Source organism: Luteimonas sp. 8-5, from assembly GCF_029763755.1.
Taxonomy (GTDB): Bacteria; Pseudomonadota; Gammaproteobacteria; order Xanthomonadales; family Xanthomonadaceae; genus Cognatiluteimonas.
Genome location: NZ_JARUVM010000040.1, coordinates 1 through 21,158 on the forward strand (window position 1 = coordinate 1; position 21,158 = coordinate 21,158).

The window sequence follows — 21,158 nt, forward strand, 5'->3', positions numbered from 1 at the left end:
TCGGCCGCGAGCAGGCCGACCACGACCCGGGTATCGGGATGGTCTTCGCGCCCTGAACCTTCGTGCTCCAGGTGCACGACGAAACGCTGCACGCCACCATCGCGGCCGGCCAGGTAGGCGCCCAGCGCGGCGGTCAGGCGCCGCAGCGGGAACAGCAGCGCCTGCGAACTTTCGACTTCGAAACCCAGTTCGATGCGCAGGTCGAAGCGGTCGGGCGGGGTGTAAGTGGTGAACGGATCGGGGGCGCCGCGCAGGCGGTCCAGGTGGCGCAGCAACCCGGTGCCGAAGCGCTTGCCCAGCGCCTCGCGCGGCGCTGCGAACAGCTGCCCCAGCCGGCGGAGGCCCATCGCGTGCAGGGCGCGCGCATGCGTCGGGTCCAGCCGCGCACGCGACACCGGGATCCGCTTCAGCGCGGTGTCGAGGGTGGCCGCGTGCACGATCGCCACGCCGTCGTGCATGCCGGCCAACACCCAGGCCGCGCGCGCATTGGGCGCGACCGCGATGCGATGGGCGACGCCGAGCGCTTCCAGGTCCGCGCGCAGGCGCCGTTCGAACATCGGCCACGGTCCGAACAGGCGCAGGCTGGCGGCGATCTCCAGCACCACGGCGTTGTCGAAGCAGGTGGCGACCTGCGAACTGTAGCGATACGCCCAGGCCGCGAGCAGTTCGCGCCAGCGCGCCGATTCGGAGGCAGGAAGCAGGATGCAGGCCCAGAGCATGGCCGTGCCTTCAGGCGTTGCCCGCCGCCGGCATCGGCAGCAGGCGCGCCGGGGCATTGCCGCCGCGGCACTTGAGCACGCGCAACCGCGGCGGCACGCCTTCGATCGCGATGCGCAACGCGGCAGGCGAAGCATTGGCCGCCTCGCGCGATTCCCGGAACACGAAACCCAGCGCGCGCCCGCTGTCGGCGGCGACCTGCAGGCGGCGCAGGGTACGTTCGTCGGCATGCATGCCGCGGGAACGCATCGGCCAGGCCAGCACCGCGCCCACGCAACCCGAACGCAGGCATTGCTCGGCGGCCCACAACGCGTCGCGCGCGCCCGCTTCGACCAGGTGCAGATGCGCCAGGTCGACGCCGGCCTGGCGCCAGCCGGCGGGGAAGGGCAGGTAGGGCGGCGCGACCAGCACCACCGGTTGTGCGGCCTGCGTCAGCCGGGCCAGGGTCGGCAGCAACAGGCGCAGTTCGCCCACGCCGTCGGCCGGCAGCAACACTTCCGTCAGCGCCGCCTCCGGCCAGCCGCCACCGGGCAGCACGTCGTCCAGCGCCGCATGGCCGGTCGGCATCGCCGTGCGCGGCGGCGCCACCGGCCGGCCGCGCCACACGCGCTGCGCCGACAGCAATGCATCCAGTGCGAGCACCTGGCCCATGGCGCGGCGCTCAGTGACTGCGGACCAGGCCGCAGTACAGGCCCTCGATCGCGAAGTCCTGGCCCGGCAGCACTTCGATCGGGGCGTAGTCCGGATTGCGCGGCAACAGCGCGATGCGATCGCGTTGCAACCGCAGGCGCTTGATCGTCAGTTCCTCGTCCAGCCGCGCGACCACCACCTGGCCGTCGCGCGCCTGCGCCTGCCGATGCACGCCGACCAGGTCGCCGTCGAGGATGCCCTCGTCGCGCATCGAATCGCCGTGCACCCGCAGCAGGTAGTCGGGCTGCAGCGAGAACAGCGCCGGATCCAGCGCCAGCATGCGTTCGACCCCGGCATCCGCGCCGATTGGTACGCCCGCCGCCACGCGCCCCAGCACCGGCACCTGCAACGTATGGTGGGAGCGGCGGAAGCCGCGAGCCCCGATCCCCTCCGCAGTCCCCTCCGCCAGCCGGATCCCGCGCGCCTTCCCCGGCAGCAACTCCAGGTAGCCCTTGGCCGCGATCGCCTGCAGGTGTTTCTGCGCCGCCCGCGTCTGCCGGAAGCCGAATGCCGCGGCGATCTCCGCCCACGTCGGCGGCATCCCGTCGGCCGCGATGCGCTCGCGCACGAACTCCAGGATCGCCCGTTGCCGCCCGGTCAACTCGTCATGCCCGATCTTCATGGTCGCAATTTTAGTACCTATGCAGGCACACGCCCGCACCCGCAACCAATTCAACCCCTTACGGGTCTCACCTAAAGAGATACCTCAAACGCAGGACGCGGATAACGCGGATGGAAGAGCGGATCAACGCGGATAAAGCCAAGAAGAATGGGTATGCGGCCACTGGAGCCGGTCGCCACGGCCCACTACAGCTCTATCCGCGTTGATCGGCCTTTATATCCGCGTAGATCCGCGTCAAAAAAGAGCTTGCCCGCCGCGATCATTTCTCGACGAAGGCGCGTTCGAAGACGTAGTGGCCGGGGGTGCCGATGCGGGGGGAGGCGGTGAAGCCGCGGCCGTCGAGGAGGGCGCGGAAGTCGGCCAGCATGCCCGGGCTGCCGCACAGCATCGCGCGGTCGTGGTCCGGGTCCAGCGGCGGCAGGCCCAGGTCGGCCATCATCTGCCCGCTGGCCATCAGGTCGGTGAGGCGGCCGCGGTGGCGGCGGCCTTCGTGCACGAAATCCTCCCGCGTCACCGCCGGGTAGTAGTGCAGGCGGCCACGCACGAGCTCGCCCAGGAACTCGTGCTCGGGCAGCACCTGGGTGATCTCGTCGCGATAGCACAGGTCGCTGGCCTGGCGCACGCCATGGCACAGCACCACGTGTTCGAAGCGTTCCCAGGTCTCCGGATCCTTGATGATCGACAGCCACGGCGCGAAGCCGGTGCCGGTGCCCAGCAGGTACAGGTTGCGGCCCGGGTGCAGGTCGTGGACCAGCAGCGTGCCGGTGGGCTTGCGCCCGACCAGGACCTTGTCGCCGGGCTTGACGTGCTGCAGGCGCGAGGTCAGCGCGCCGTCGGGCACCTTGATGCTGAAAAACTCCAGCTGCTCTTCCCAGCTGGCGCTGGCGATCGAGTACGCGCGCAGCAACGGCTTCGTCGAGCCGTCGGGCTGCGGGATCTCCAGGCCCAGCATCACGAACTGGCCGCTGGTGAAGCGCAGCCCGGGATCGCGGGTCGTGGTGAAGCTGAAGTAGTCGTCCGTCCAGTGGCGGACGTCCAGCACGGTTTCGGTGCCGAAGGCGGAGGACATGCGGCGTGGGGGAGTTGTGCGGAAACCCCTATTGTATCGGTTGGGGCCCTACCGCGGTCCCCGTTCCTCCCGCGGCTTGGCCTTGCGGTCGCCCAGCAGGGCGCTGAGCACGATGGCCAGGCCCAGTCCGGCGCCGACCAGGAACAGCACCAGGGCGATGGCCGGATAGCCGAACAGGCGGGCGTCGGTGTCGACCCGCATCATCATCGCCGAGGCCACGATCAGCGCGGCGGTGACCAGGCCGGCGCTGATCCGGTTGGCGATCTTCTGCAGGCTCTCCATCAGCGGCGAGTCGGCCAGGCCGTCGACGCGCACCTGCATGCGGTTCTCCGACAACAACGACAGCAGGTCGGAAATCTTGCGCGGCGAGTCGCGCAGCAGCGCCTGTACCTCCATAAGTTCGCTGGCGATGTTGGACGGCGACAGCGACTTCTTCAGCCGTTCGCGCATGACGTGCTCGAGGTGGCGCTCGACCACGCGCTTGACGTCGAGTTCCGGGTCGAGCGCATCGGACACCTGCTCCAGGTTGAGCAGGGTCTTGCCCAGCAGGCTCAGCTCCGGCGGCGAACGCAGGCCGGAGGCGGTCGACAATGCGACCAGTTCCAGCATCAGCCGGCCTTCGGATTGCGAACCCGAGCGGCTGTGCGCGGCATAGCGCGCGACCATCTGCCCGACTTCGCGCATGAAGCGCTCCTCGTCGTACGACTCCAGGCGCGTGCCCATGGCGATGGTTTCGCAGGCGACTTCCTCGCCGCGGCCGTCGACCGCGGCGAACAGCAGCTTGAGCAGGCGCTCGCGCTGGCGCGGCGGCACGTGCGCGATCATGCCCAGGTCGAACAGGGCCAGGCGACCGTCGCCGGTGAGCAGCAGGTTCCCCGGGTGCGGGTCGGCGTGGATCTCGCCGTGCACGAACACCTGGTCCAGGTAGCCGCGCACCAGCGCCGAGGCCAGGCGCGACAGATCGTGCTCGGTGCGGTGCAGGCCGCTGATCGCGGTGACCTTGGTGCCGTGCACCAGCTGCATGGTCAGCACCCGGGTCGCGGTGTAGTCCCACAGCGGGGCGGGCACGAACAGCTCGCGGTACTCGCGCAGGTGCTGGCCGAAGCGTTCCAGGTTCTCGGCCTCGGCGCGATAGTCGAGTTCGGCCATCAGGGTCTTGCGGAACTCGTGCACCCAGTCGGCGAAGTGCACGCGCCGGCCCAGGTCGGTGAGGCGGTCGGCCTTGCCGGCCATCGCGGCCAGCGCGTCGAGGTCGGCGCGGATCTGTTCGGCCACGCCCGGGCGCTGCACCTTCACCGCCACCGGATAGCCGTCGCGCAGCGTCGCGCGGTGCACCTGGGCCAGCGACGCGCAACCCAGCGGTTCCGGGTCGAAGCTGGCGAACAGCTTGTTCAGGCGCGCGCCCAGCGCTTCCTCGATGGTGGTGCGCACCTCGTCGAAGGGAATGGGCGCGACGTCGTCCTGCATGCGTTCCAGCGCGGCGATGTAGGCGGCCGGCACCATGTCGGGGCGCGTGGACAGCGCCTGGCCGATCTTGACGAAGGTCGGGCCCAGCGCCTCGAGGTCGTCGACGAATTCCTCCGGCTTGCCGGCGGTCGGAGGCGGCTCGTCGCCGGGCGCGGGCACGACGTCCAGGTCGAGCCCGGTGAACACGCCGGCGCTGCGGTACTTGAGCAGGAAGCGCAGGATCTGCGCCGATCGGGCCAGGCCGTGGTTGCCTTCGGTCATGTCGGGGTCCGGATGTGGGCGCCGTCTGGCGGCATCGCATCCAGCCTAGTCGCGGCCGCGTCAAGGCGGCTTCATCGCCACGCTGGCATCCTGAACCCATGGAGGTCGAAACCGGCACGCTGTGGACGATCGGTCATTCCACCCGCCCATGGGAGGACTTCGTGGCGCTGCTTGGGGAGAACGCGATCGCCTGCCTGGTGGACGTGCGTCGCTTCGCCGGGTCCAGGCGCAATCCGCAGTATTCGCCGCAGGCGATGGCGCCGGCGCTGGCCGGCGAGGGGATCGACTACCTGCCGATGCCGGCCCTGGGCGGACGCCGCGACCCGGCCGCGGATTCGCCGAACGGCGCCTGGCGGGTAGCGGCGTTCCGCGGTTACGCCGACTACATGGCCACGCCGGAATTCGTGCAGGCGCGCGAACGCTTGATGCAACAGGCGCTGCGCGCACGCACCGCGGTGGTGTGCGCCGAAGCCGTGTGGTGGCGCTGCCACCGCCGCCTCATCGCCGACGACTTCACCGCCCGCGGCTGGCAGGTCCTGCACATCATGTCCCCCGGCAAGACCCCCACCCACGACCTCAACGAAGCCGCCCGCCTGATCGACGACGTCCTCCGCTATCCGCCGGCGTAGGAAGGTCTTTTTTGACGCGGATCAACGCGGATAAAAAACGGATTCACGCGGATAGAGCGGGAGTGGCTTGGGGCGACTTGCCATCAGTTGCTTCAACCCATTTCTCTTGGCTTTATCCGTGTTGATCCGCCTTCCTGATCCGCGTTGATCCGCGTCAAAAACAACCCTCACTTGCTGCGGATATAGATGTTGCTGGTCTTGCCGTCGGGGCTGGTGCGGTCTTCGACGAGATAGCCGGGGTGGGCGGCGACGAGGTCCTTGAGTTTGCGGAAGCCCCAGTTGCGCGGGTCGAAGTCCGAGGCCAGGCGCACAAGGTTGTTGCCTACCGCGCCCAGGTGCGCCCAGCCGCTGTCGTCGGAGGCGGCGTCGACCGCCTCGCGCAACAGGCCGTCGAGGCGGCGGTCGCGCTTGGGCCTGGCCTTCTTCGCCGCCGGCTTCTTTTCCTTGCCTTCGCCGGCGTCGTGGCCGTTGCCCTCGTCGACGTCGAAATTCTCGGTGTAGACGAACTTGTCGCAGGCCGCGACGAAGGCCTTGGGCGTCTTCTCCTCGCCGAAGCCGTACACCGTCAGGCCCTGCTCGCGGATGCGCGCGGCCAGGCGGGTGAAGTCGCTGTCGCTGGAAACGATGCAGAAACCGTCGAGGTTGCCGGCGTACATCAGGTCCATCGCGTCGATGATCAGCGCGCTGTCGGTGGCGTTCTTGCCGGTGGTGTAGTTGAACTGCTGGATCGGCGTGATCGAGTGGGTGAGCAGGCCGTCCTTCCAGCTGCCCAAATGGCCCGAGGTCCAGTTGCCGTAGGCGCGGCGCACGCTGGCGTTGCCGAGCTTGGCGATCTCGGCCAGCAACTGCGGCAGGCGCGCCGGGTTGGCGTTGTCGGCGTCGATCAGGATGGCGAGGCGGGGAACGCGGCTGGGACCGGCCATTTGGACCTCCATGGTTCCGCGCACCATAACCGACCTGGCTGGACTCAGTCGCGGCCCTGGCGCACCGCCTTGCCCGGCGGCCCGCCGGAAGCGGAGCCGTCGTCGACGCGGATCCGGTTGCGCACGTCGCGCACGCCGCTGGCCGCGGCGGCAAGATCCTCGGCCCGATGTTTCATCGCGCGCGAAGGCACGTTGCCGGTGAGGATGGCGATGCCGCCGTCGACCTGGAGCAGGATCTGGCTGGCGTCGAGGCTGTCGTCCTCGGTCAGCCTGTCGACGATGTCGTCGGCGATGCTGGCGTCGGGGCGCACGTATCCGGCCGGGCCCTTGCCGCGGTGGCTCGTCACCGACGGCAAGCCGTTGTAGAGGTTCTCGCGCGATTGCTGCCTGGCCATGGGGGGCTCCTGCGTGGGGGGATGCCCGGAGCCTAGGACAGCCGGCGTGAATTATCGGTAGCCGGCGGCCTGCAACTCGAACAGCTCGGCATAGCGGCCGCCCTCGGCCATCAGTTGCTCGTGCGTACCGGAGGCCTCGAGCCTGCCGTCGGCCAGCACCAGGATGCGGTCGGCCATGCGCACGCTGGAGAAGCGGTGCGAGATCAGTACCGCGGTGCGGTCGTCCGACAGTTCGCGGAAGCGCTTGAACACTTCGAACTCGGCGCGCGCGTCCAGGGCCGCGGTCGGTTCGTCCAGGATCATGACCTGCGCGTCGCGCATGTAGGCGCGGGCGATCGCGATCTTCTGCCACTGGCCGCCGGACAGGTCGACGCCGGTCTTGAAGCGGCGGCCCACGAGCTGGTCGTAACCCAGCGGCAGGCCCGCGGCGACCTCGTCGGCGCCGGAGCGGTGCGCGGCGGCCTCGATGCGCGCGCGGTCACCCATGTCCTCGACCTGGCCGACGCCGATGTTCTCGCCAACGGTGAGGTGATAGCGGACGAAGTCCTGGAAGATCACGCCGATGTTGGCGCGCACGTCCTCCAGGTCGTAGTCGCGCAGATCGCGGCCGTCGAGCAGGATCCGGCCCTCGTCGGGGTCGTACAGCCGTGCCAGCAGTTTCACCAGGGTGGTCTTGCCGGCGCCGTTCTCACCGACCAGGGCCAGCACTTCGCCGGCACGCAGTTCGAAGTCCAGGCCGCGCAGCGCCCAGCGCGCTGCATCCGGGTAGCGGAAGCCGACGTTCTCGAACACGAAGCCGCGGGCGATGGGACACGGCACTGGTGCTGCGTCGGCGCGCGTGCGGATCTCCGGTTCGATCTCGAAGAACGAGTACAGGTCGTCCAGGTACAGCGCCTGCCCGGCGACCTGCGAGAAGCCGACCAGCAGGCCTTCGAGCAACTGGCGCAGGCGACGGAAGCTGCCAGCCAGGAAGGTCAGGTCGCCGATGCTGAAGTCGCCGTGCACCGTGCGCCAGGCGATGTAGGCGTAGGCGACGTAGTAGCCGGCCGTGCCCAGCGCGGCCAGCAGCGTGCCCCAGAACGCGCGCTTGCCGGCCAGCGCCTTGTTGGCCAGGTAGAACTTGTCCGACAGCTCGCGGAACCGCGCGATGAAGAAGCGGTTGAGGTTGAAGATCTTGACCTCTTTGGCCGTCTCCACGCTCGCGCCCATCTGCCGCAGGTACTCGAGCTGGCGCCGCTCCGGGGTCCAGGCGAAGTTGAGGCTGTAGTTGAGCGCGTTGAAGTGCGCCTCGCCGACGAAGGCCGGCAGCAGCGCCACCGCCAGCAGCACGATCAGCCACGGTGCGTAGATCAACAGGCCGGCACCGAAGCTGACGACGGTGACGATGTCCTGGGCCTGGCCGAAGATCTGCCCCATCAGGCTCATCCGGCCCATGGTCTGGCGCCGGGCGCGATCGAGCTTGTCCTGCAGGTCCGGGTCCTCGAAATCCTCCAGGTCCAGGGTGGCCGCGTGTTCCATCAGGCGGATGCTGGTGGCGTTGGTGAAACGTTCCGACAACAGGCCGTCGCAATAACCGACCAGCCGGCCCGACAGGTCGGAGGCGATCGACAGCGCGAACTCCGCGCCCAGCAGCAGGGCGAGGTGGTCGAGGGCGCCGCCTTGCCAGGCGCTGGCCAGGTCGTCGAAGCCCACGCCGTTCAAGGCGGGCCCGGTGCCGACCAGCCGCACTGCCTCGTCGATGATCAGCTTGCCGATGTACAGCGTCGCGATCGGCATCAGCGCGCGCAGCAGGCGCAGGCCGAGGGTCGCCAAGGTCAGCGGTTTGCTGGTTGCCCAGATCTCGCGCAGGAAGGGCGGCAGGTTGCGCAGGGCGCCCACGCGCTCGCGCAGGCTGGGGCGGGGATTGGCAGGCGAGGGTGCAGGCACCTGCCAAACTTACATCACCGGTCAGCGCCTGATCGTGATCCCGTGCAGTGCCATCCGCCCCTCCAGGGATTCGGCCGGCTGGCCAAGGCCGCGCGTGATCTCCACCATCGCTTCGTATTCGCGCCGTTCCAGCCTGCCGTCGGCGGCGGCCATCTGCAGCAGCAGGTTGTGGAGGCGATCGTTCTCGGCGGAACCGGCAGGGTGCACCGCGGTGAACCTGGCCCGTTCGGCGGCCGCGTCGATGTTGCGGAGCATGCCGCGCTCGAAGGCTTCCAGGGCCATTGCGCGCGCGGCCAGCGACAGGTCGGTCTCGTCCATCACCCGGTTGGCCAGGCCGGATTCGTGGCTGGTGACCAGGCGGTCGGACTTGGCCACGTAGCCCATCATCCCGAACGACACTTCGATCAGCAGTCGCTGGGCCGGATCGGGCTTGCCGCCGCCGACCATGTCGGTCAGCAGCAGCTTCATGTCGCGCATGGCGCCGCCGATTCCGTCGAATTTGCCCCTGCCGTTTCCCGTGCTCCCGCTGTCCTTGCCCATGGCACTCCCCAGACCGTGGCCCGGAGCCATCCTGCGCCTCCGACCGCGGCGATACAATATCGGTCCACCCGCCCCGGGACAGCAACGCCATCGTGAGCCAGTCCACACCCGTGTCGATCAGGCAGGAAGACCTGGTCCAGTCCATCGCCGATGCCCTGCAGTACATCAGCTATTACCACCCGGTGGACTACATCCGCAGCCTTTCGGCGGCCTACGAGCGCGAAAAGTCCCCGGCGGCGAAGGATGCGATCGCGCAGATACTGATCAACTCGCGGATGTGCGCCGAGGGCCACCGCCCGATCTGCCAGGACACCGGCATCGTCACCGTGTTCCTCGAGATCGGCATGGACGTGCGCTGGGACGATGCCACGATGGGCGTGGAGGACATGGTCCACGAAGGCGTGCGTCGCGCGTACAACCATCCGGACAACAAGCTGCGCGCGTCGGTGCTGGCCGATCCGGCGGGCAAGCGCATCAACACCAGGGACAACACGCCGGGCGTGGTCAACGTCAAGGTCGTGCCGGGCAACAAGGTCGACGTGATCGTCGCGGCCAAGGGCGGCGGCTCGGAGGCCAAGTCCAAGTTCGCCATGCTCAATCCGTCGGACTCGATCGTCGGCTGGGTGCTGAAGACGGTGCCGACCATGGGCGCCGGCTGGTGTCCGCCGGGCATGCTCGGCATCGGCATCGGCGGCACCGCGGAGAAGGCGATGCTGCTGGCCAAGGAATCGCTGATGGAGGCGATCGACATCACCGAACTGCAGGCGCGCGGGCCGTCCAGCCGGGCGGAGGAACTGCGCCTGGAGCTGTTCGAGAAGGTCAACGCACTGGGCATCGGCGCGCAGGGCCTGGGCGGCCTGACCACGGTGCTCGACGTCAAGGTCAAGGATTACCCGACCCACGCGGCGAACCTGCCGGTGGCGATGATCCCCAACTGCGCCGCGACCCGGCACGCGCATTTCACCCTGGACGGCAGCGGTCCGGTGATGCTGGATCCGCCCTCGCTCGAGGACTGGCCGAAGCTCACCTACAGCCCGCAGAACGCGCGCCGCGTCGATCTCGACGCGCTGACGAAGGCCGATGTCGCTTCGTGGAAGCCCGGCGAGACGCTGCTGCTCAATGGCAGGCTGCTCACCGGACGCGACGCCGCGCACAAGCGCATGGTCGGCATGCTCGACAAGGGCGAGGCGCTGCCCGTCGACCTGCGCGGGCGCTTCATCTATTACGTCGGCCCGGTCGACCCGGTGCGCGACGAGGTCGTCGGACCGGCGGGCCCGACCACGGCCACGCGCATGGACAAGTTCACCGCGCAGGTGCTCGAGCAGACCGGCCTGCTGGGCATGGTCGGCAAGGCCGAGCGCGGACCGATCGCGATCGACGCCATCCGCAGGCACGGCTCGGCCTACCTGATGGCGGTCGGCGGCGCCGCCTACCTGGTGTCCAAGGCGATCAAGGCCGCGCGCGTCGTCGCGTTCGAGGACCTGGGCATGGAAGCGATCTACGAGTTCACCGTGCAGGACATGCCGGTGACCGTGGCGGTCGACTCCACCGGCGAGTCGGTGCACGCCACCGGCCCGCGCGAATGGCAGGCACGCATCGGCAAGATCCCCGTCGTCGTCGCCTGAGGCTCCTACAACAAGGTGGCCAGGCGCTTGAGCTGGTTGCGGGTGGTGGCCTTGGCCAGGTAGTCGCGGGCGACGGCCTCGAGCGCGGCGATGTTGGTCTCGCTGACGTCGTCCATCTCGTCCATGCCGATGGCCAGTTCGGTCTGCAGGCGGAAATAGCTGTCGCCGACCAGGTGGCGGGCGATGTAGTCGACCGAGTCGGCGTTGCCGTCGAACAGCACGTCGATGATCGGCACCGCCCACTCCAGCGCGCCCCATTCGCGCGCCGACTTCAGGTCGATGCTGCGGGTGCGCGCGCCTGTGCCGATGGACAGCACCACCAGGTCCTGCGGGATCTCGGCGCGGGCGTCCTTGCGCATCGCCTCGGCAATGGCGCAGGCGGTCGGGTTGTTGGCGACCACGCCGCCGTCGATCAGCGCGCACTGGCGGTTCTCGATCTTCATGCCGTGCGCCGGGAAATACGTCGGTGCGGCGGCCGAGGCGCGGCACACTTCCCACAGGGGCAGGTCCTTGTGCGCCGCCTTGAAGCTCTTGAAGATCACCGGCGTGCGCGCGATCGTGTCGTAGCCGGTGACCAGCAGCGGCACCTTGACCTGGCCCAGGCGGGTATCGCCGAAGGCGCGCTTGAGCACCTTTTCCAGGCCCTTGCCGTCGTAGCGCGGTGCCGACGGGCCGTCGCTGAACAGCCGCGTCGCGCGCGACCACAGGCGGTTGGCCATGCCCGGGAAGATGGTGTGGCGGTGCTCGTGGTACATCTGCGCGATGGCGTCGGGCGAGAGCCCGATGGCCAGCCCGCTGGCCACGATCGCGCCGGTCGAGCTGCCCGCATACAGGTCGAAACTCTTCATCAGGCCGGGCTTGCCGGCTGCGAGCAGCGCATCTTCGGCGCCCTTGAGCCAGCGGCAGGTGACCAGGCCGCGTATGCCGCCGCCGTCGAGCGACAGGATCCTTCTTGCCTTCATGGCGAACCTCCTCCCTTGTGTTCGCGGCTGCCGCCGCTCCTACGCTATCAATACCACTCCATGAGCGAGATGCCGAGGCCCACGTAGGTCGTGCGGTGGTTGTAGTCGATCATGCTCTCGCCGTAGCCGTCGAAAACCTGCAGGTGGCCGCGGAAGCTGTCGAGCAGCGGGAACGCCCAGTCGAACTGCACCGCGCCATGCGACTGGCTGCCGCCGCGCAGCGAATGGCGCAGCATCAGCGAGAACTGCTGGCCGTTGGGCAGCACCCGCACGAGGGTGGCGTCGCCGCGGCCCATGTAGTCGGAGATGTCGGGATTGTCGTCGTCGTTGCCGTCGGGCACCCGGATCCACGGCCGCAGGTTCAGCGCCCAGCCTTCGCGGTCCAGGCCGATGTTGAAGACCACCCGGTTCCAGCTGCGCGAGAACGGATCGGCGCGGCCGTTGGACTGGTGGTTGATGCCGACCGCCGCCAGCCGTCCCTTCCAGCCGAGCACGCTGTAGCCGGTGCGGAAGGCGAGCATCACTTCCGGCTCGTAGTTGGTCTCGCGGAACGGCCGCGACTCTTCGCTGTTGTAGACCTGCCAGCGCGAGCTCTGGGTATAGGCGGTCCAGATGTCGCCGTTGTCCCCGAACAGGTTCTCCACCACCTTGGTCTTGAAGCTGATCTGGAACTTGGCCTCGAGTTGCTCGAGCGCGGCGTCCTGCGTGACGGTGTTGTCGGGGTTGGGCGAATGCGGGCGAAGGTTCGTGTCCGCCGTCCAGAACACCGGGAACAGGTAGACCGGCTTGTAGGCGCGGAAGTTGAACAGCCCCAGCTTGGAGTCGCGCGCCAGCTCCCAGCGGCTGTCCTGCAGCGATCCCTTGCCGACGTTGGCCAGCGCGCGGCCCACGACCGAGTCGCTCGGCAGTTCCGCGTCGCGGCGGAACAGGTTGAGCTTGCCGGCCACTTCGGCGGCGCGCTCGGCCGCGGCATCGGCCTGTTCGGGCGTGCGCGCGTCGCGGCCGGCGACCGCGTCGTAGCAGGCCAGGCGCATGGCGTCGTTCTCGACCGCGACGCAGGCATCGATGCTACGCGTATCTACCGTCGCCGCGTCCTGGGCATGCAGCGGAAGCGCGAGGGAGAGCATCGCCAGCGCGACCGCCACTGCAAGGATGCGATTCCGGATCGTGCGTTTCATGGCGCAGGCGTCGACGGTGGCGTCAGCAGGTCCTTGTCGCTGGCGCGCTGCGCCGCGGCAAGCTGGGCGTCGATGTCGGTGTTGACCGAGGTGTCGACGGCGGCATCCTCGTGCCCGACCTGCTTGTCCTCTTCGCGGTAACGCACGGTTTCCGGCCCGCGCACGCCGGCGCGCGCGAAGGCGCCGCGCACCGCGCGCAGGGCTTCGCTGCGGACCTTGCCCACGTCGTTGTGGCGCTGGTCGATCCAGCCGAAGAAGCGCAGGTCGATGCCCTTGAGGTTGTATCCGTCGGCCGACCACGACGGTGCCGGATCCTCGAGCACGCCTTCGACCTTGGCCATGGCCGTCAGTCCCAGGTCGCGCGCGCGGCTGAGCGATTCGCCCGGGTCCACCGGCAGGGCGAAGTCGAAGCGGCGCTTGGGATTGGCGGTGAAGTTGGTGACCACCGAGCGGAACACCAGGCCGTTGGGCAGCGACAGCTGGTTGCCGTCCAGGGTCATCAGCAGGGTGGTGCGCGCGGTCACCGCGATCACCTTGCCCTCGTACTGGTCGACCAACAGGTGGTCGCCGGGCGCGAACGGGCGGCGCAGGCTCAGCAGCACGCCGGCGATATAGTTCTCGGCCACGTCCTTGAACGCAAAACCCAGCACCAGGCCGACCACGCCGGCCGAGCCCAGCACCGCGCCGACCAGGGCGGTGGCGCCGAGCAGGTTCAGCGCCAGCACCAGGCCCAGGATCACCACGATGGCCTGGGCGACACGCCGCAGCAGGCCGTCCAGGTAGGGGTTGTCGCTGTGCGCCGGCAACCAGCGCAAGCGGCGCCGGCCGATGCGCCGGCCCAGCCACCAGGCCAGGAAGACGATGGCGATCGCCAGCAGCAGCAGCGGGATCGCCGCGACCAGGCGGAACAGCTTGTCCTGGGCATCGGCCATGGCCGCCGCCAGGCGCGTGCCCACGTCCGGGTCGAACGGGGTCAGAGCTGCGAGCGCAACGGCAGGATGAAGGTTTCCGCGAACTTTTCGGTCCAAGGGCGGTTCTTCCAGCTTTCGTAGTCGTAGGGCCTGCCCAGCGCCAGGTCGGCTTCGAACACGGCGGTCATGCGCTGCGCGAAGTCCCGATCATAGACGTTGAGGCTGGCCTCGTCGTTGAGCTGGAACGACCGCAGGTCGAAATTGGTGGACCCGACCGAGACCAGCTCCCGGTCCACGATCAGCATCTTGTTGTGGAACATGGTCGGCTGGTACTCGTGGATCTCCACCCCCGCCAGCAGCAGCGGGCCCCAGCCGGACTTGGACGCGATCCGGGCCGCGTCCGAATCGGTCTTCGGGCCCGGCAGCAGCACCCGGATGCGGACGCCGCGGTGGCGGGCCGCGATCAGGGCCTGGGTGATCAGCTCGTCGGGGATGAAGTAGGCAGCCGCCAGGTCGATGCTGTGTTCGGCCGCCGCGATCGACATCAGGTACATCAGGTGCATGCTTTCGCTGCCGCCGGCAGGCGAGCTGATGAACAGGTGCGCGTCCATGTCGCCGGCGCTTTCGATAGGCGGGAAGTAGGCGTCGCCGTTGAGGATGCGGCCGGTGGTCTTGATCCAGTTGTCGTTGAACGCCGCCTGCATCTGCGCCACGACCGGGCCCTCGATGCGGAAGTGCATGTCGCGCCAATGGTCCGGGTCCTGCGCGTTGCCCTGCCAGGGATCGCCGATGCCGACGCCGCCGGTGAAGCCGATCCTGCCGTCCACCACCAGCAGCTTGCGGTGGGTGCGGTTGTTCATGCGCGCCAGGTTGTACCAGTGCAGCGGGCGGTAGCGCTGGACGTGCACGCCGGCGTCCTCCATCTCCTTGAGCTGGGACGCATCCATGCTCACGCTGCCGACCCAGTCGATGGTGACGTTGACCTCGACCCCGGCGCGGGCGCGTTCGCTCAGTGCATCGGCGAACCACTGGCCGACCTCGCCTTCCCAATAGATGTAGGTTTCGAAGGTGACGGTGTGCTGCGCGCCGCGGATCGCCTCGAGCATCGCCGGGAAGATCTCGACGCCGTTCTCCAGGTCGGTGACGTGGTTGCCGTGCAGGATCGACAGGCCGAGCATCACCCCCATCTCGCGCCGGAATTGCGGCGACGAGACCGGGTAGCGATGCTCGATCTTGCGCTCGAGCTTCTTGCTCGGCGTGGCGAAGTTGAGGCCGATGACAACGACCAGCGCGGTCAGCGCCGCGGTCACCACGATGGTCCAGATCATGCGCTTGCGGCTCCAGCGGAAAGGCATGTCGCCCCCGGGTTCGATACCCGGGCATCATCCACGGGCCGCATTCATCGACGCGTGAACGGCTGGATCGCTAGCGCCACCATCCCCACGCGAACAACCCGAGCATCGCGAACGCCAGCATCAGCTTGAGCGCGATGCCGAACACGATGCCGAGCCAGGTGCCGAATCCGACCTTCGTCGCCAGCCCCATGCCGCCGGCGTCGAGGCGGCGCCCGTGCAGCAGTTCGCCGACCACGGCGCCGGCGAACGGTCCCACGAACAGCCCGAGCGGGCCGAAGAACAGGCCGGCGAAGGTACCGACCACCGCGCCTACGATCGCCAGCCGGCTGGCCCCCACGCGCTTGGCGCCGACGGCGGCGGCCCAGAAATCGACCGCCACCGAAAGCAGGGTGAGCACGACGAGCGCCACCAGCAACCCGGCGCCGACCTTGTCGAAACCGTCGGTCCAGGCTGCCAGCAGCATGCCGGCGAAGATCAGGGGGATGCCGGGCAGGGCCGGCAGGATGATGCCGGCCAGCCCGACCAGGACCAGGATCGCGGCGATGATGTAGAGGATCGTCATGCCACGATCCTAGCAGTGGGAGCGGCGGAAGCCGCGATTACCGCAGCCAGGCCCGCCCGTCGTAAACCCGCACGTACGACCCTTCGCGGATCCCGCCCAGGTCGTTCTGGCTCACCACGGTGGTACGGCCGTTGTCCATGCGCACGTACACGTTGTAGGTGCTGTTGTTGGCCTGGGCGCGGTTCTGGATGGCATTGCCGATCGCGGCGCCGGCGACCGCGCCCGCAACCGTCGCGGTGTTCTTGCGGCCCTCGCTGTCGGTTTCGCGGTCGGCGATCTCGCGGCCCGCGGCCGCGCCGACGATGCCGCCGAGCACTGCGCCGGTGGCGTTGGGCACGTTGCTCTCGCGCACGGCCGCGACCTCGATGCGGGTCACCGTGCCGCAGTCGTAGCAGGCACCGGACGTCGGTGGCGGAGCGTAGCCGCCGCCGTAACCGGGCGAGGTGGTGGCGCAGCCGGCCGCGGCCAGGCAGGCAAGCAGCGCGGCGGCGCCGGCAAGGCGGATGGGGTGCTGGTTCATACGGGCTCTCCTGCGGGGGACGCTGCAATCGTCAGGAGAGAGGCGTGAAGTGGCAGTCGAAAGCGGGGAATGGGGAGTGATGAAGCGGGAATGGGGAATGGAACGGTTCAGGAACGGCCAATCTCCTGGCCCCACCCATTCCCTTCATTCCCCTCATTCCCTATTCCCTGGCTCTCACCCGCGGAAATCCTGGTGGCAGGCCTTGCAGTTCGCGCCGACCTGCTTGAGCGCGGCTTCGACCCCGTTGCAGGCCAGCGGCGGGCTCGACAGCGCGCCGTCCAGGCTCGCGCGCAGGTCGCTGGCGTGGCCGGCGAAGCGCGAGTCCTCGCGCAGGTCGCCGAACGCATGTTCGATGTCGTTGGCCATCGTGCGCAGGGTCTGCAGGTGCGGGATGGTGTCGGTGGCGGCGCAGCGGTTCCCCTCGACGTTCTTGTACAGCGCGCCCAAGTGCGCGGACATCACGTTCATCACCGCTTCGGGGTAGGGATCCTTGCGTGCATCGAGCGCGCGCATCGCCATCACCGTGGCCACCGCGCCCACCGCCAGGCCGACCAGGAACAGGAACAGGTAGCGTGAAGCGGCATTGCCCGAAGGCTTGCCAGTCGGCGTCTGGTTCGGCGTGGTGTTCAAGGCGGTCTCCCCGTGTGTGTCTGCAGGGCGGAACGTTAGCATGCGAAAATGGCGCATGCGCCAGGACCTGCTCGACCGATTCGCCGGCATCGACCGCCTTTATGGATCGGGCGCGGTGATGCACCTGGCCCGCGCGCGGGTGGCCGTGGTCGGCCTGGGCGGCGTCGGTTCGTGGGCCGCCGAGGCGCTGGCGCGCAGCGCCGTGGGCCACCTGGCCCTGATCGATGCCGACGACCTGTGCCTGTCCAACACCAGCCGCCAGCTGCCGGCACTGGCCGGCCAGTACGGCCGCAACAAGGCGCAGGCGATGGCCGAACGCTGCGTGGCGATCAACCCGGCGATCGAGGCGGTACCGGTCGAGTCGTTCCTGACGGCGTCCAACCAGGCGCAGCTGCTCGACGACGGTTACGACCTGGTCCTCGATGCCTGCGACAGCTTCCGGACCAAGGTCGAGGCGATCGCCTGGTGCCGGCGGCGCAAGCAGCCGATCGTGACCGTCGGCTCGGCCGGCGGCCGCACCGACCCGACCCAGGTGCGCGTGCGCGACCTGTCGCGCACCGAGCACGACGCGATGCTGTCGCTGATCCGGAAAAAGCTGCGCGGCGAGTTCAATTTCCCGAAGAACCACGACCGCTACTTCGGCGTCCCGGCGGTGTACTCGCTGGAGAACGTGAAGTACCCGCAGCCCGACGGCAGCGTCTGCGGCGTGCGCCCCAGCATGCCCACGCTGGATAGGGGCAGGGACGCCGCCCTGAAGCTCGACTGCGGCGCCGGCCTCGGCGCCGCCACCCACGTCACCGGCGCCTTTGCCTTCGCCGCCGTCGCCCGCTCCCTGGAGATCCTCCTGAAAAGCAAAACGCGGGACGCGGATCAACGCGGATAAAAAGCGGATTGACGCGGATAAGGCGGGAGTGGGTCCTCGCGACGGCTAGGGCCAGCCTTGAACCGCTTCTCTTTCGCTCTATCCGCGTTGATCGGCTCTTCTATCCGTGTGAATCCGCGTCAAAGAAAACCAGCCGGAGGCAGGGAGAAGAGGCGTTCGGCGTTGGCGGTGGTGGCGGCGGCTATGGATTCGGGGGAGTCGTCGCGGAGGGCGGCGATGGCGTGGAGGACGGTGGTGATGCGCGCGGGTTCGTTGCGCTGGCCGCGGTGGCCGGCGTCGGGTTGGTCGGGGGCATCGGTTTCCAGCAGCAGGTGCTCGATCGGCATGGTCGCGGCCAGTTTGCGCAGGCGCCGCGCGCGTTCGTAGGTCACCGGGCCGCCCAGGCCGATCATGAAACCCAGTTTCCACAACTGCCCGGCTTGCTCGCGGCTGCCGGAAAAGCTGTGGACCACGCCGCGGACTCCGCCGACCTTGCGAACCGCCGCGATCACCGCGTCCACCGCGCGCCGCGCGTGCACGATCAGCGGCAGGTCGAATTCGCGCGCCAGCTGCAGCTGGCCCTCGAAGAACGCGCCCTGCGCGTCGCGGTCCAGGCCTTCGACGAAGTAATCCAGCCCGCATTCGCCCACGGCCAGCGGCCGCTCGCGCTCGATCCACTGCCGCAACTCCTGCAGGTGCGAAGGCCGATGGCCGCCCAGGAAGGTCGGGTGCAATCCGTAGGCGGGGAACAGGCCGGGCGTGGCCGCGCATACGTCGCGCAGCTTCGGCCAGCTCGCGGCGTCCACCGCCGGCACCAGTTGCCTGGTGACGCCCGCGGCCCGCGCACGCGCGACCACGGCATCGCGGTCGGCGTCGAACTCCGCCGCGTCCAGATGGCAATGGCTGTCGACCAGGACCACGGGTCAGCGGTGGTCGATGGGTTCGCTGCCGGGCTTGCGGCGGTCCTTCCATGCGGCGAACACCAGCGCGCCGACGCCGAGCAGGACCTCGTCGATGAAGGGAATCGGGTCGGGCACGACCAGGTTGATCACGAACAGCACCGCGAACAGCGCGAACAGCCTGGGGAAGCTCAGGCGGCCGACCCAGCGCATGAAGGGAGCCACGAGGGGATTGGGCATGGCGGTTTTCCTTGCGCGTCCTTGAATGCGCGAACGCTAGCAGAAATGCGGTGGCCGCCGGATCCATTCACGTGGCGCTAATGAAAATCAGCGCCCCGGGGGCAGTGGTTCAGGAAAGGGGTGCTGCAATCCGGGCCGAGGCAACGTGCCGATGCAACGTCAGGAGAGCGCCATGAACAACAACACCCTCGCCATCGCCCTGGCCGCGCTGCTGGTAGGCGGTGTCGCCGTGGCAGCCTTCAACAACAACCGCGACGGCTTCGGATCCGGCGGCCTCGAGTACGCCACCGTGCTCGACGTCGAGCCGATCACCGAGAAGCAGGAGCTGTATGCCCAGGTGATCGAGGCCGAACCGGTGCGCGAGACCAGCACCACCACCACGCCGCGCGAGGTCTGCAACGACGTGGTCGTGGCCGAGCGCCTGCCCGAGCGCGACGGCAACGTCGGCGGTACCGTGGCCGGCGCGGTCATCGGCGGCCTGGTGGGCAACCAGATCGGTGGCGGCAACGGCAAGAAGCTGGCGACCGTCGGCGGCGCCGTGGCCGGCGGCATGATCGGCAACCGCGTCGACCGCAACCATGTCGGCGGCCAGGTGGTGAACCGCACCCAGCGCGAGTGCCACACCACGACCTCCACCTCGCAGACCTCGAAGGTGGTGGCCTACAAGGTGACCTATCGCAACCCGGACGGCACCACCGGCACCATGCGTACCGATGCCGACCCGGGCGAGACCGTCGCCCTGGGTGCCCAGGACGTACCGGTTGCCTATGACGTGACTTACGAATACGACGGCCAGGAGCGCACCGTGCGCATGCCCGAGCGCCCGCTGGACGACCGCCTGCCGGTGGTCGATGGCCAGGTCGTCGCCCAGGTGGCTGCCGCGCCTGGTACCGATCGTCGCTAGACGATCCAGGAGAGAGCGGTGACCCCACGGGTCCGGCGGTTTCGCCGGGCCCGTGTCTTTTGGGCGACAATGGCGGTTTCCGTGCCGAGTAAGGAACCCGCACCGCCATGGCCCTGCATCCCTACGACCTGTTCGACGTCCGTTCCCTGCTGTCCGAGGAAGAGCGGGCCGTCCAGGACACCGTCGCCCGGTTCACCGACGAGCGCGTGCTCCCGATCATCGGCGACGCCTTCGACCAGGGCCGGTTCCCGAAGGAGCTGGTGCCGGAAATCGCGGAGCTGGGCCTGCTCGGCTCCTCGCTGCCGGAGCAGTACGGCGGCGGCGGGCTCAACGGCGTCAGCTACGGCCTGATCTGCCAGGAGCTGGAGCGCGGCGACAGCGGCATCCGCAGCTTCGTCAGCGTGCAGTCCTCGCTCTGCATGTACCCGATCTACGCCTACGGTTCGGAAGAGCAGCGCATGCGCTGGCTGCCGGACATGGCCGCGGGCAAGGTGATCGGCTGCTTCGGCCTGACCGAACCGCACGGCGGCTCGGACCCGGCCAACATGAAGACCAATGCCAGGCGCGACGGCGGCGACTGGATCCTCAACGGCTCCAAGATGTGGATCACCAACGGCAACCTGGCCGACATCGCCATCGTCTGGGCGCAGACCGACGACGGCATCCAGGGCTTCGTGGTCGAGAAGGGCATGGCCGGCTTCAGCGCCCAGGAGATCAAGCACAAGATGAGCCTGCGCGCGTCGGTGACCAGCGCGCTGTTCTTCGACAACGTGCGCGTGCCCGAGGCCAACCGCCTGCCGAACGTGAAGGGCCTGAAGGGGCCGCTGGGCTGCCTGACCCAGGCCCGCTACGGCATTACCTGGGGCCCGATCGGCGCGGCCATCGCCTGCCTGCACGAAGCCCTGGAGTACTCGAAGGAACGCATCCTGTTCGACCGCCCGGTGGCGGCCACGCAGAGCGCGCAGCTCAAGCTGGCCGACATGGCCCGCCGCATCACCACCGCGCAGCTGCTGGTGCTGCAGCTCGGCCGCCTGAAGGACGCCGGCACCATGCAGCCGTCGCAGGTCTCCCTGGCGAAGTGGAACAACTGCCGCATGGCCATCGACATCGCGCGCCAGTGCCGCGACCTGCTCGGCGGCGCCGGCATCACCACCGAGCACGCCGCCATCCGCCACGCCCTGAACCTGGAATCGGTGATCACCTACGAGGGCACCGAGACCGTGCACCAGCTGGTGATCGGGCGCGAGCTCACGGGCATCAACGCGTTCTAG

22 protein-coding genes and 1 pseudogene are annotated in these 21,158 nt (G+C 68.8%); 5 read left to right on the forward strand and 18 right to left on the reverse strand.

The genetic code is table 11. The features are described from left to right. From QAA18_RS06055 to QAA18_RS06075, 5 genes and pseudogenes are all read right to left on the reverse strand, one after another. Positions 1 to 719 (reverse strand): annotated as a pseudogene (locus QAA18_RS06055) (DNA polymerase Y family protein); the annotation flags it as partial. Between the two features lie 10 nt (positions 720 to 729). Next, a complete protein-coding gene (imuA, locus tag QAA18_RS06060; protein ID WP_279411912.1) occupies positions 730 to 1,368 on the reverse strand; it encodes a translesion DNA synthesis-associated protein ImuA in 639 nt (212 codons plus the stop codon). 10 nt (positions 1,369 to 1,378) lie between these two features. Beyond that, positions 1,379 to 2,029: a transcriptional repressor LexA gene (gene lexA / locus QAA18_RS06065; protein WP_279411913.1), complete on the reverse strand. Its 651-nt coding sequence runs from the start codon at positions 2,027 to 2,029 to the stop codon at positions 1,379 to 1,381. Positions 2,030 to 2,288: 259 nt separating this feature from the next. Further along, positions 2,289 to 3,098, reverse strand: coding sequence for a ferredoxin--NADP reductase (locus tag QAA18_RS06070; RefSeq protein WP_279411914.1), 810 nt, complete (start codon positions 3,096 to 3,098; stop codon positions 2,289 to 2,291). 48 nt (positions 3,099 to 3,146) lie between these two features. Further along, positions 3,147 to 4,826 carry an AarF/UbiB family protein gene (locus QAA18_RS06075; RefSeq protein ID WP_279411915.1) on the reverse strand — a complete coding sequence of 560 codons (1,680 nt, stop codon included), beginning with the start codon at positions 4,824 to 4,826 and terminating at the stop codon, positions 3,147 to 3,149. Positions 4,827 to 4,924: 98 nt separating this feature from the next. On the opposite strand from QAA18_RS06075, the gene QAA18_RS06080 reads away from it, so the two are divergent. After that, positions 4,925 to 5,455, forward strand: coding sequence for a DUF488 domain-containing protein (locus QAA18_RS06080; RefSeq protein WP_279411917.1), 531 nt, complete (start codon positions 4,925 to 4,927; stop codon positions 5,453 to 5,455). 167 nt (positions 5,456 to 5,622) lie between these two features. Here the strand turns inward: QAA18_RS06080 and QAA18_RS06085 are convergent, their stop codons facing one another. Genes QAA18_RS06085 through QAA18_RS06100 form a run of 4 tightly spaced genes read right to left on the reverse strand, consistent with a single transcriptional unit; the run spans position 5,623 to position 9,176 of the window. After that, positions 5,623 to 6,378, reverse strand: coding sequence for an NYN domain-containing protein (locus tag QAA18_RS06085; RefSeq protein WP_279411918.1), 756 nt, complete (start codon positions 6,376 to 6,378; stop codon positions 5,623 to 5,625). A 44-nt stretch (positions 6,379 to 6,422) separates the two neighbouring features. Beyond that, positions 6,423 to 6,773, reverse strand: a complete 351-nt coding sequence (locus tag QAA18_RS06090; RefSeq protein WP_279411919.1) for a BON domain-containing protein — start codon at positions 6,771 to 6,773, stop codon at positions 6,423 to 6,425. Positions 6,774 to 6,824: 51 nt separating this feature from the next. Next, positions 6,825 to 8,699, reverse strand: coding sequence for an ABC transporter ATP-binding protein (locus QAA18_RS06095; RefSeq protein ID WP_279411920.1), 1,875 nt, complete (start codon positions 8,697 to 8,699; stop codon positions 6,825 to 6,827). Between the two features lie 21 nt (positions 8,700 to 8,720). Continuing rightward, entirely contained in the window at positions 8,721 to 9,176 is a 456-nt protein-coding gene (locus QAA18_RS06100; protein ID WP_279411922.1) for a TerB family tellurite resistance protein, read from the reverse strand. Between the two features lie 173 nt (positions 9,177 to 9,349). Here QAA18_RS06100 and QAA18_RS06105 point away from each other — a divergent pair, with 173 nt between their 5' ends. Continuing rightward, positions 9,350 to 10,864 (forward strand): fumarate hydratase, encoded by a 1,515-nt coding sequence (locus QAA18_RS06105; protein WP_279411959.1) that lies wholly within the window; start codon positions 9,350 to 9,352, stop codon positions 10,862 to 10,864. A 5-nt stretch (positions 10,865 to 10,869) separates the two neighbouring features. Here QAA18_RS06105 and QAA18_RS06110 read toward each other — a convergent pair whose 3' ends face one another. From QAA18_RS06110 to QAA18_RS06140, 7 genes are all read right to left on the reverse strand, one after another. Further along, complete coding sequence (locus QAA18_RS06110) at positions 10,870 to 11,826, reverse strand: CBASS cGAMP-activated phospholipase (protein WP_279411924.1); 957 nt, start codon at positions 11,824 to 11,826, stop codon at positions 10,870 to 10,872. Positions 11,827 to 11,873: 47 nt separating this feature from the next. After that, the gene (locus tag QAA18_RS06115) at positions 11,874 to 13,004 is read right to left on the reverse strand and encodes a phospholipase A (protein ID WP_279411925.1); all 1,131 of its coding nucleotides are present in this window, start codon (positions 13,002 to 13,004) and stop codon (positions 11,874 to 11,876) included. Continuing rightward, on the reverse strand, positions 13,001 to 13,960 hold the full coding sequence (locus tag QAA18_RS06120; protein WP_279411927.1) for a mechanosensitive ion channel domain-containing protein: 960 nt from the start codon (positions 13,958 to 13,960) through the stop codon (positions 13,001 to 13,003). The genes QAA18_RS06115 and QAA18_RS06120 overlap by 4 nt, the downstream gene beginning before the upstream one ends. A gap of 17 nt (positions 13,961 to 13,977) precedes the next feature. Beyond that, a complete protein-coding gene (locus QAA18_RS06125; protein WP_279411960.1) occupies positions 13,978 to 15,243 on the reverse strand; it encodes a phospholipase D-like domain-containing protein in 1,266 nt (421 codons plus the stop codon). A gap of 97 nt (positions 15,244 to 15,340) precedes the next feature. Next, on the reverse strand, positions 15,341 to 15,832 hold the full coding sequence (locus QAA18_RS06130; RefSeq protein ID WP_279411929.1) for a DUF456 domain-containing protein: 492 nt from the start codon (positions 15,830 to 15,832) through the stop codon (positions 15,341 to 15,343). A 37-nt stretch (positions 15,833 to 15,869) separates the two neighbouring features. Next, complete coding sequence (locus tag QAA18_RS06135) at positions 15,870 to 16,352, reverse strand: glycine zipper 2TM domain-containing protein (protein ID WP_279411931.1); 483 nt, start codon at positions 16,350 to 16,352, stop codon at positions 15,870 to 15,872. Positions 16,353 to 16,526: 174 nt separating this feature from the next. Then, the gene (locus tag QAA18_RS06140; protein WP_279411933.1) at positions 16,527 to 16,982 is read right to left on the reverse strand and encodes a hypothetical protein; all 456 of its coding nucleotides are present in this window, start codon (positions 16,980 to 16,982) and stop codon (positions 16,527 to 16,529) included. A gap of 55 nt (positions 16,983 to 17,037) precedes the next feature. Here QAA18_RS06140 and QAA18_RS06145 point away from each other — a divergent pair, with 55 nt between their 5' ends. Next, positions 17,038 to 17,865 carry a tRNA threonylcarbamoyladenosine dehydratase gene (locus QAA18_RS06145; protein WP_279411961.1) on the forward strand — a complete coding sequence of 276 codons (828 nt, stop codon included), beginning with the start codon at positions 17,038 to 17,040 and terminating at the stop codon, positions 17,863 to 17,865. Between the two features lie 119 nt (positions 17,866 to 17,984). Here QAA18_RS06145 and QAA18_RS06150 read toward each other — a convergent pair whose 3' ends face one another. Next, a complete protein-coding gene (locus QAA18_RS06150) occupies positions 17,985 to 18,764 on the reverse strand; it encodes a TatD family hydrolase (RefSeq protein ID WP_279411934.1) in 780 nt (259 codons plus the stop codon). Positions 18,765 to 18,767: 3 nt separating this feature from the next. After that, a complete protein-coding gene (locus tag QAA18_RS06155; RefSeq protein ID WP_279411935.1) occupies positions 18,768 to 18,983 on the reverse strand; it encodes a DUF6116 family protein in 216 nt (71 codons plus the stop codon). Positions 18,984 to 19,155: 172 nt separating this feature from the next. Between QAA18_RS06155 and QAA18_RS06160 the strand changes: the two genes are divergently transcribed. Together QAA18_RS06160 and QAA18_RS06165 are read left to right on the forward strand one after the other, a co-directional pair. Continuing rightward, positions 19,156 to 19,887 carry a glycine zipper 2TM domain-containing protein gene (locus QAA18_RS06160; RefSeq protein WP_279411937.1) on the forward strand — a complete coding sequence of 244 codons (732 nt, stop codon included), beginning with the start codon at positions 19,156 to 19,158 and terminating at the stop codon, positions 19,885 to 19,887. 107 nt (positions 19,888 to 19,994) lie between these two features. Further along, positions 19,995 to 21,158: an acyl-CoA dehydrogenase family protein gene (locus QAA18_RS06165; RefSeq protein ID WP_279411939.1), complete on the forward strand. Its 1,164-nt coding sequence runs from the start codon at positions 19,995 to 19,997 to the stop codon at positions 21,156 to 21,158.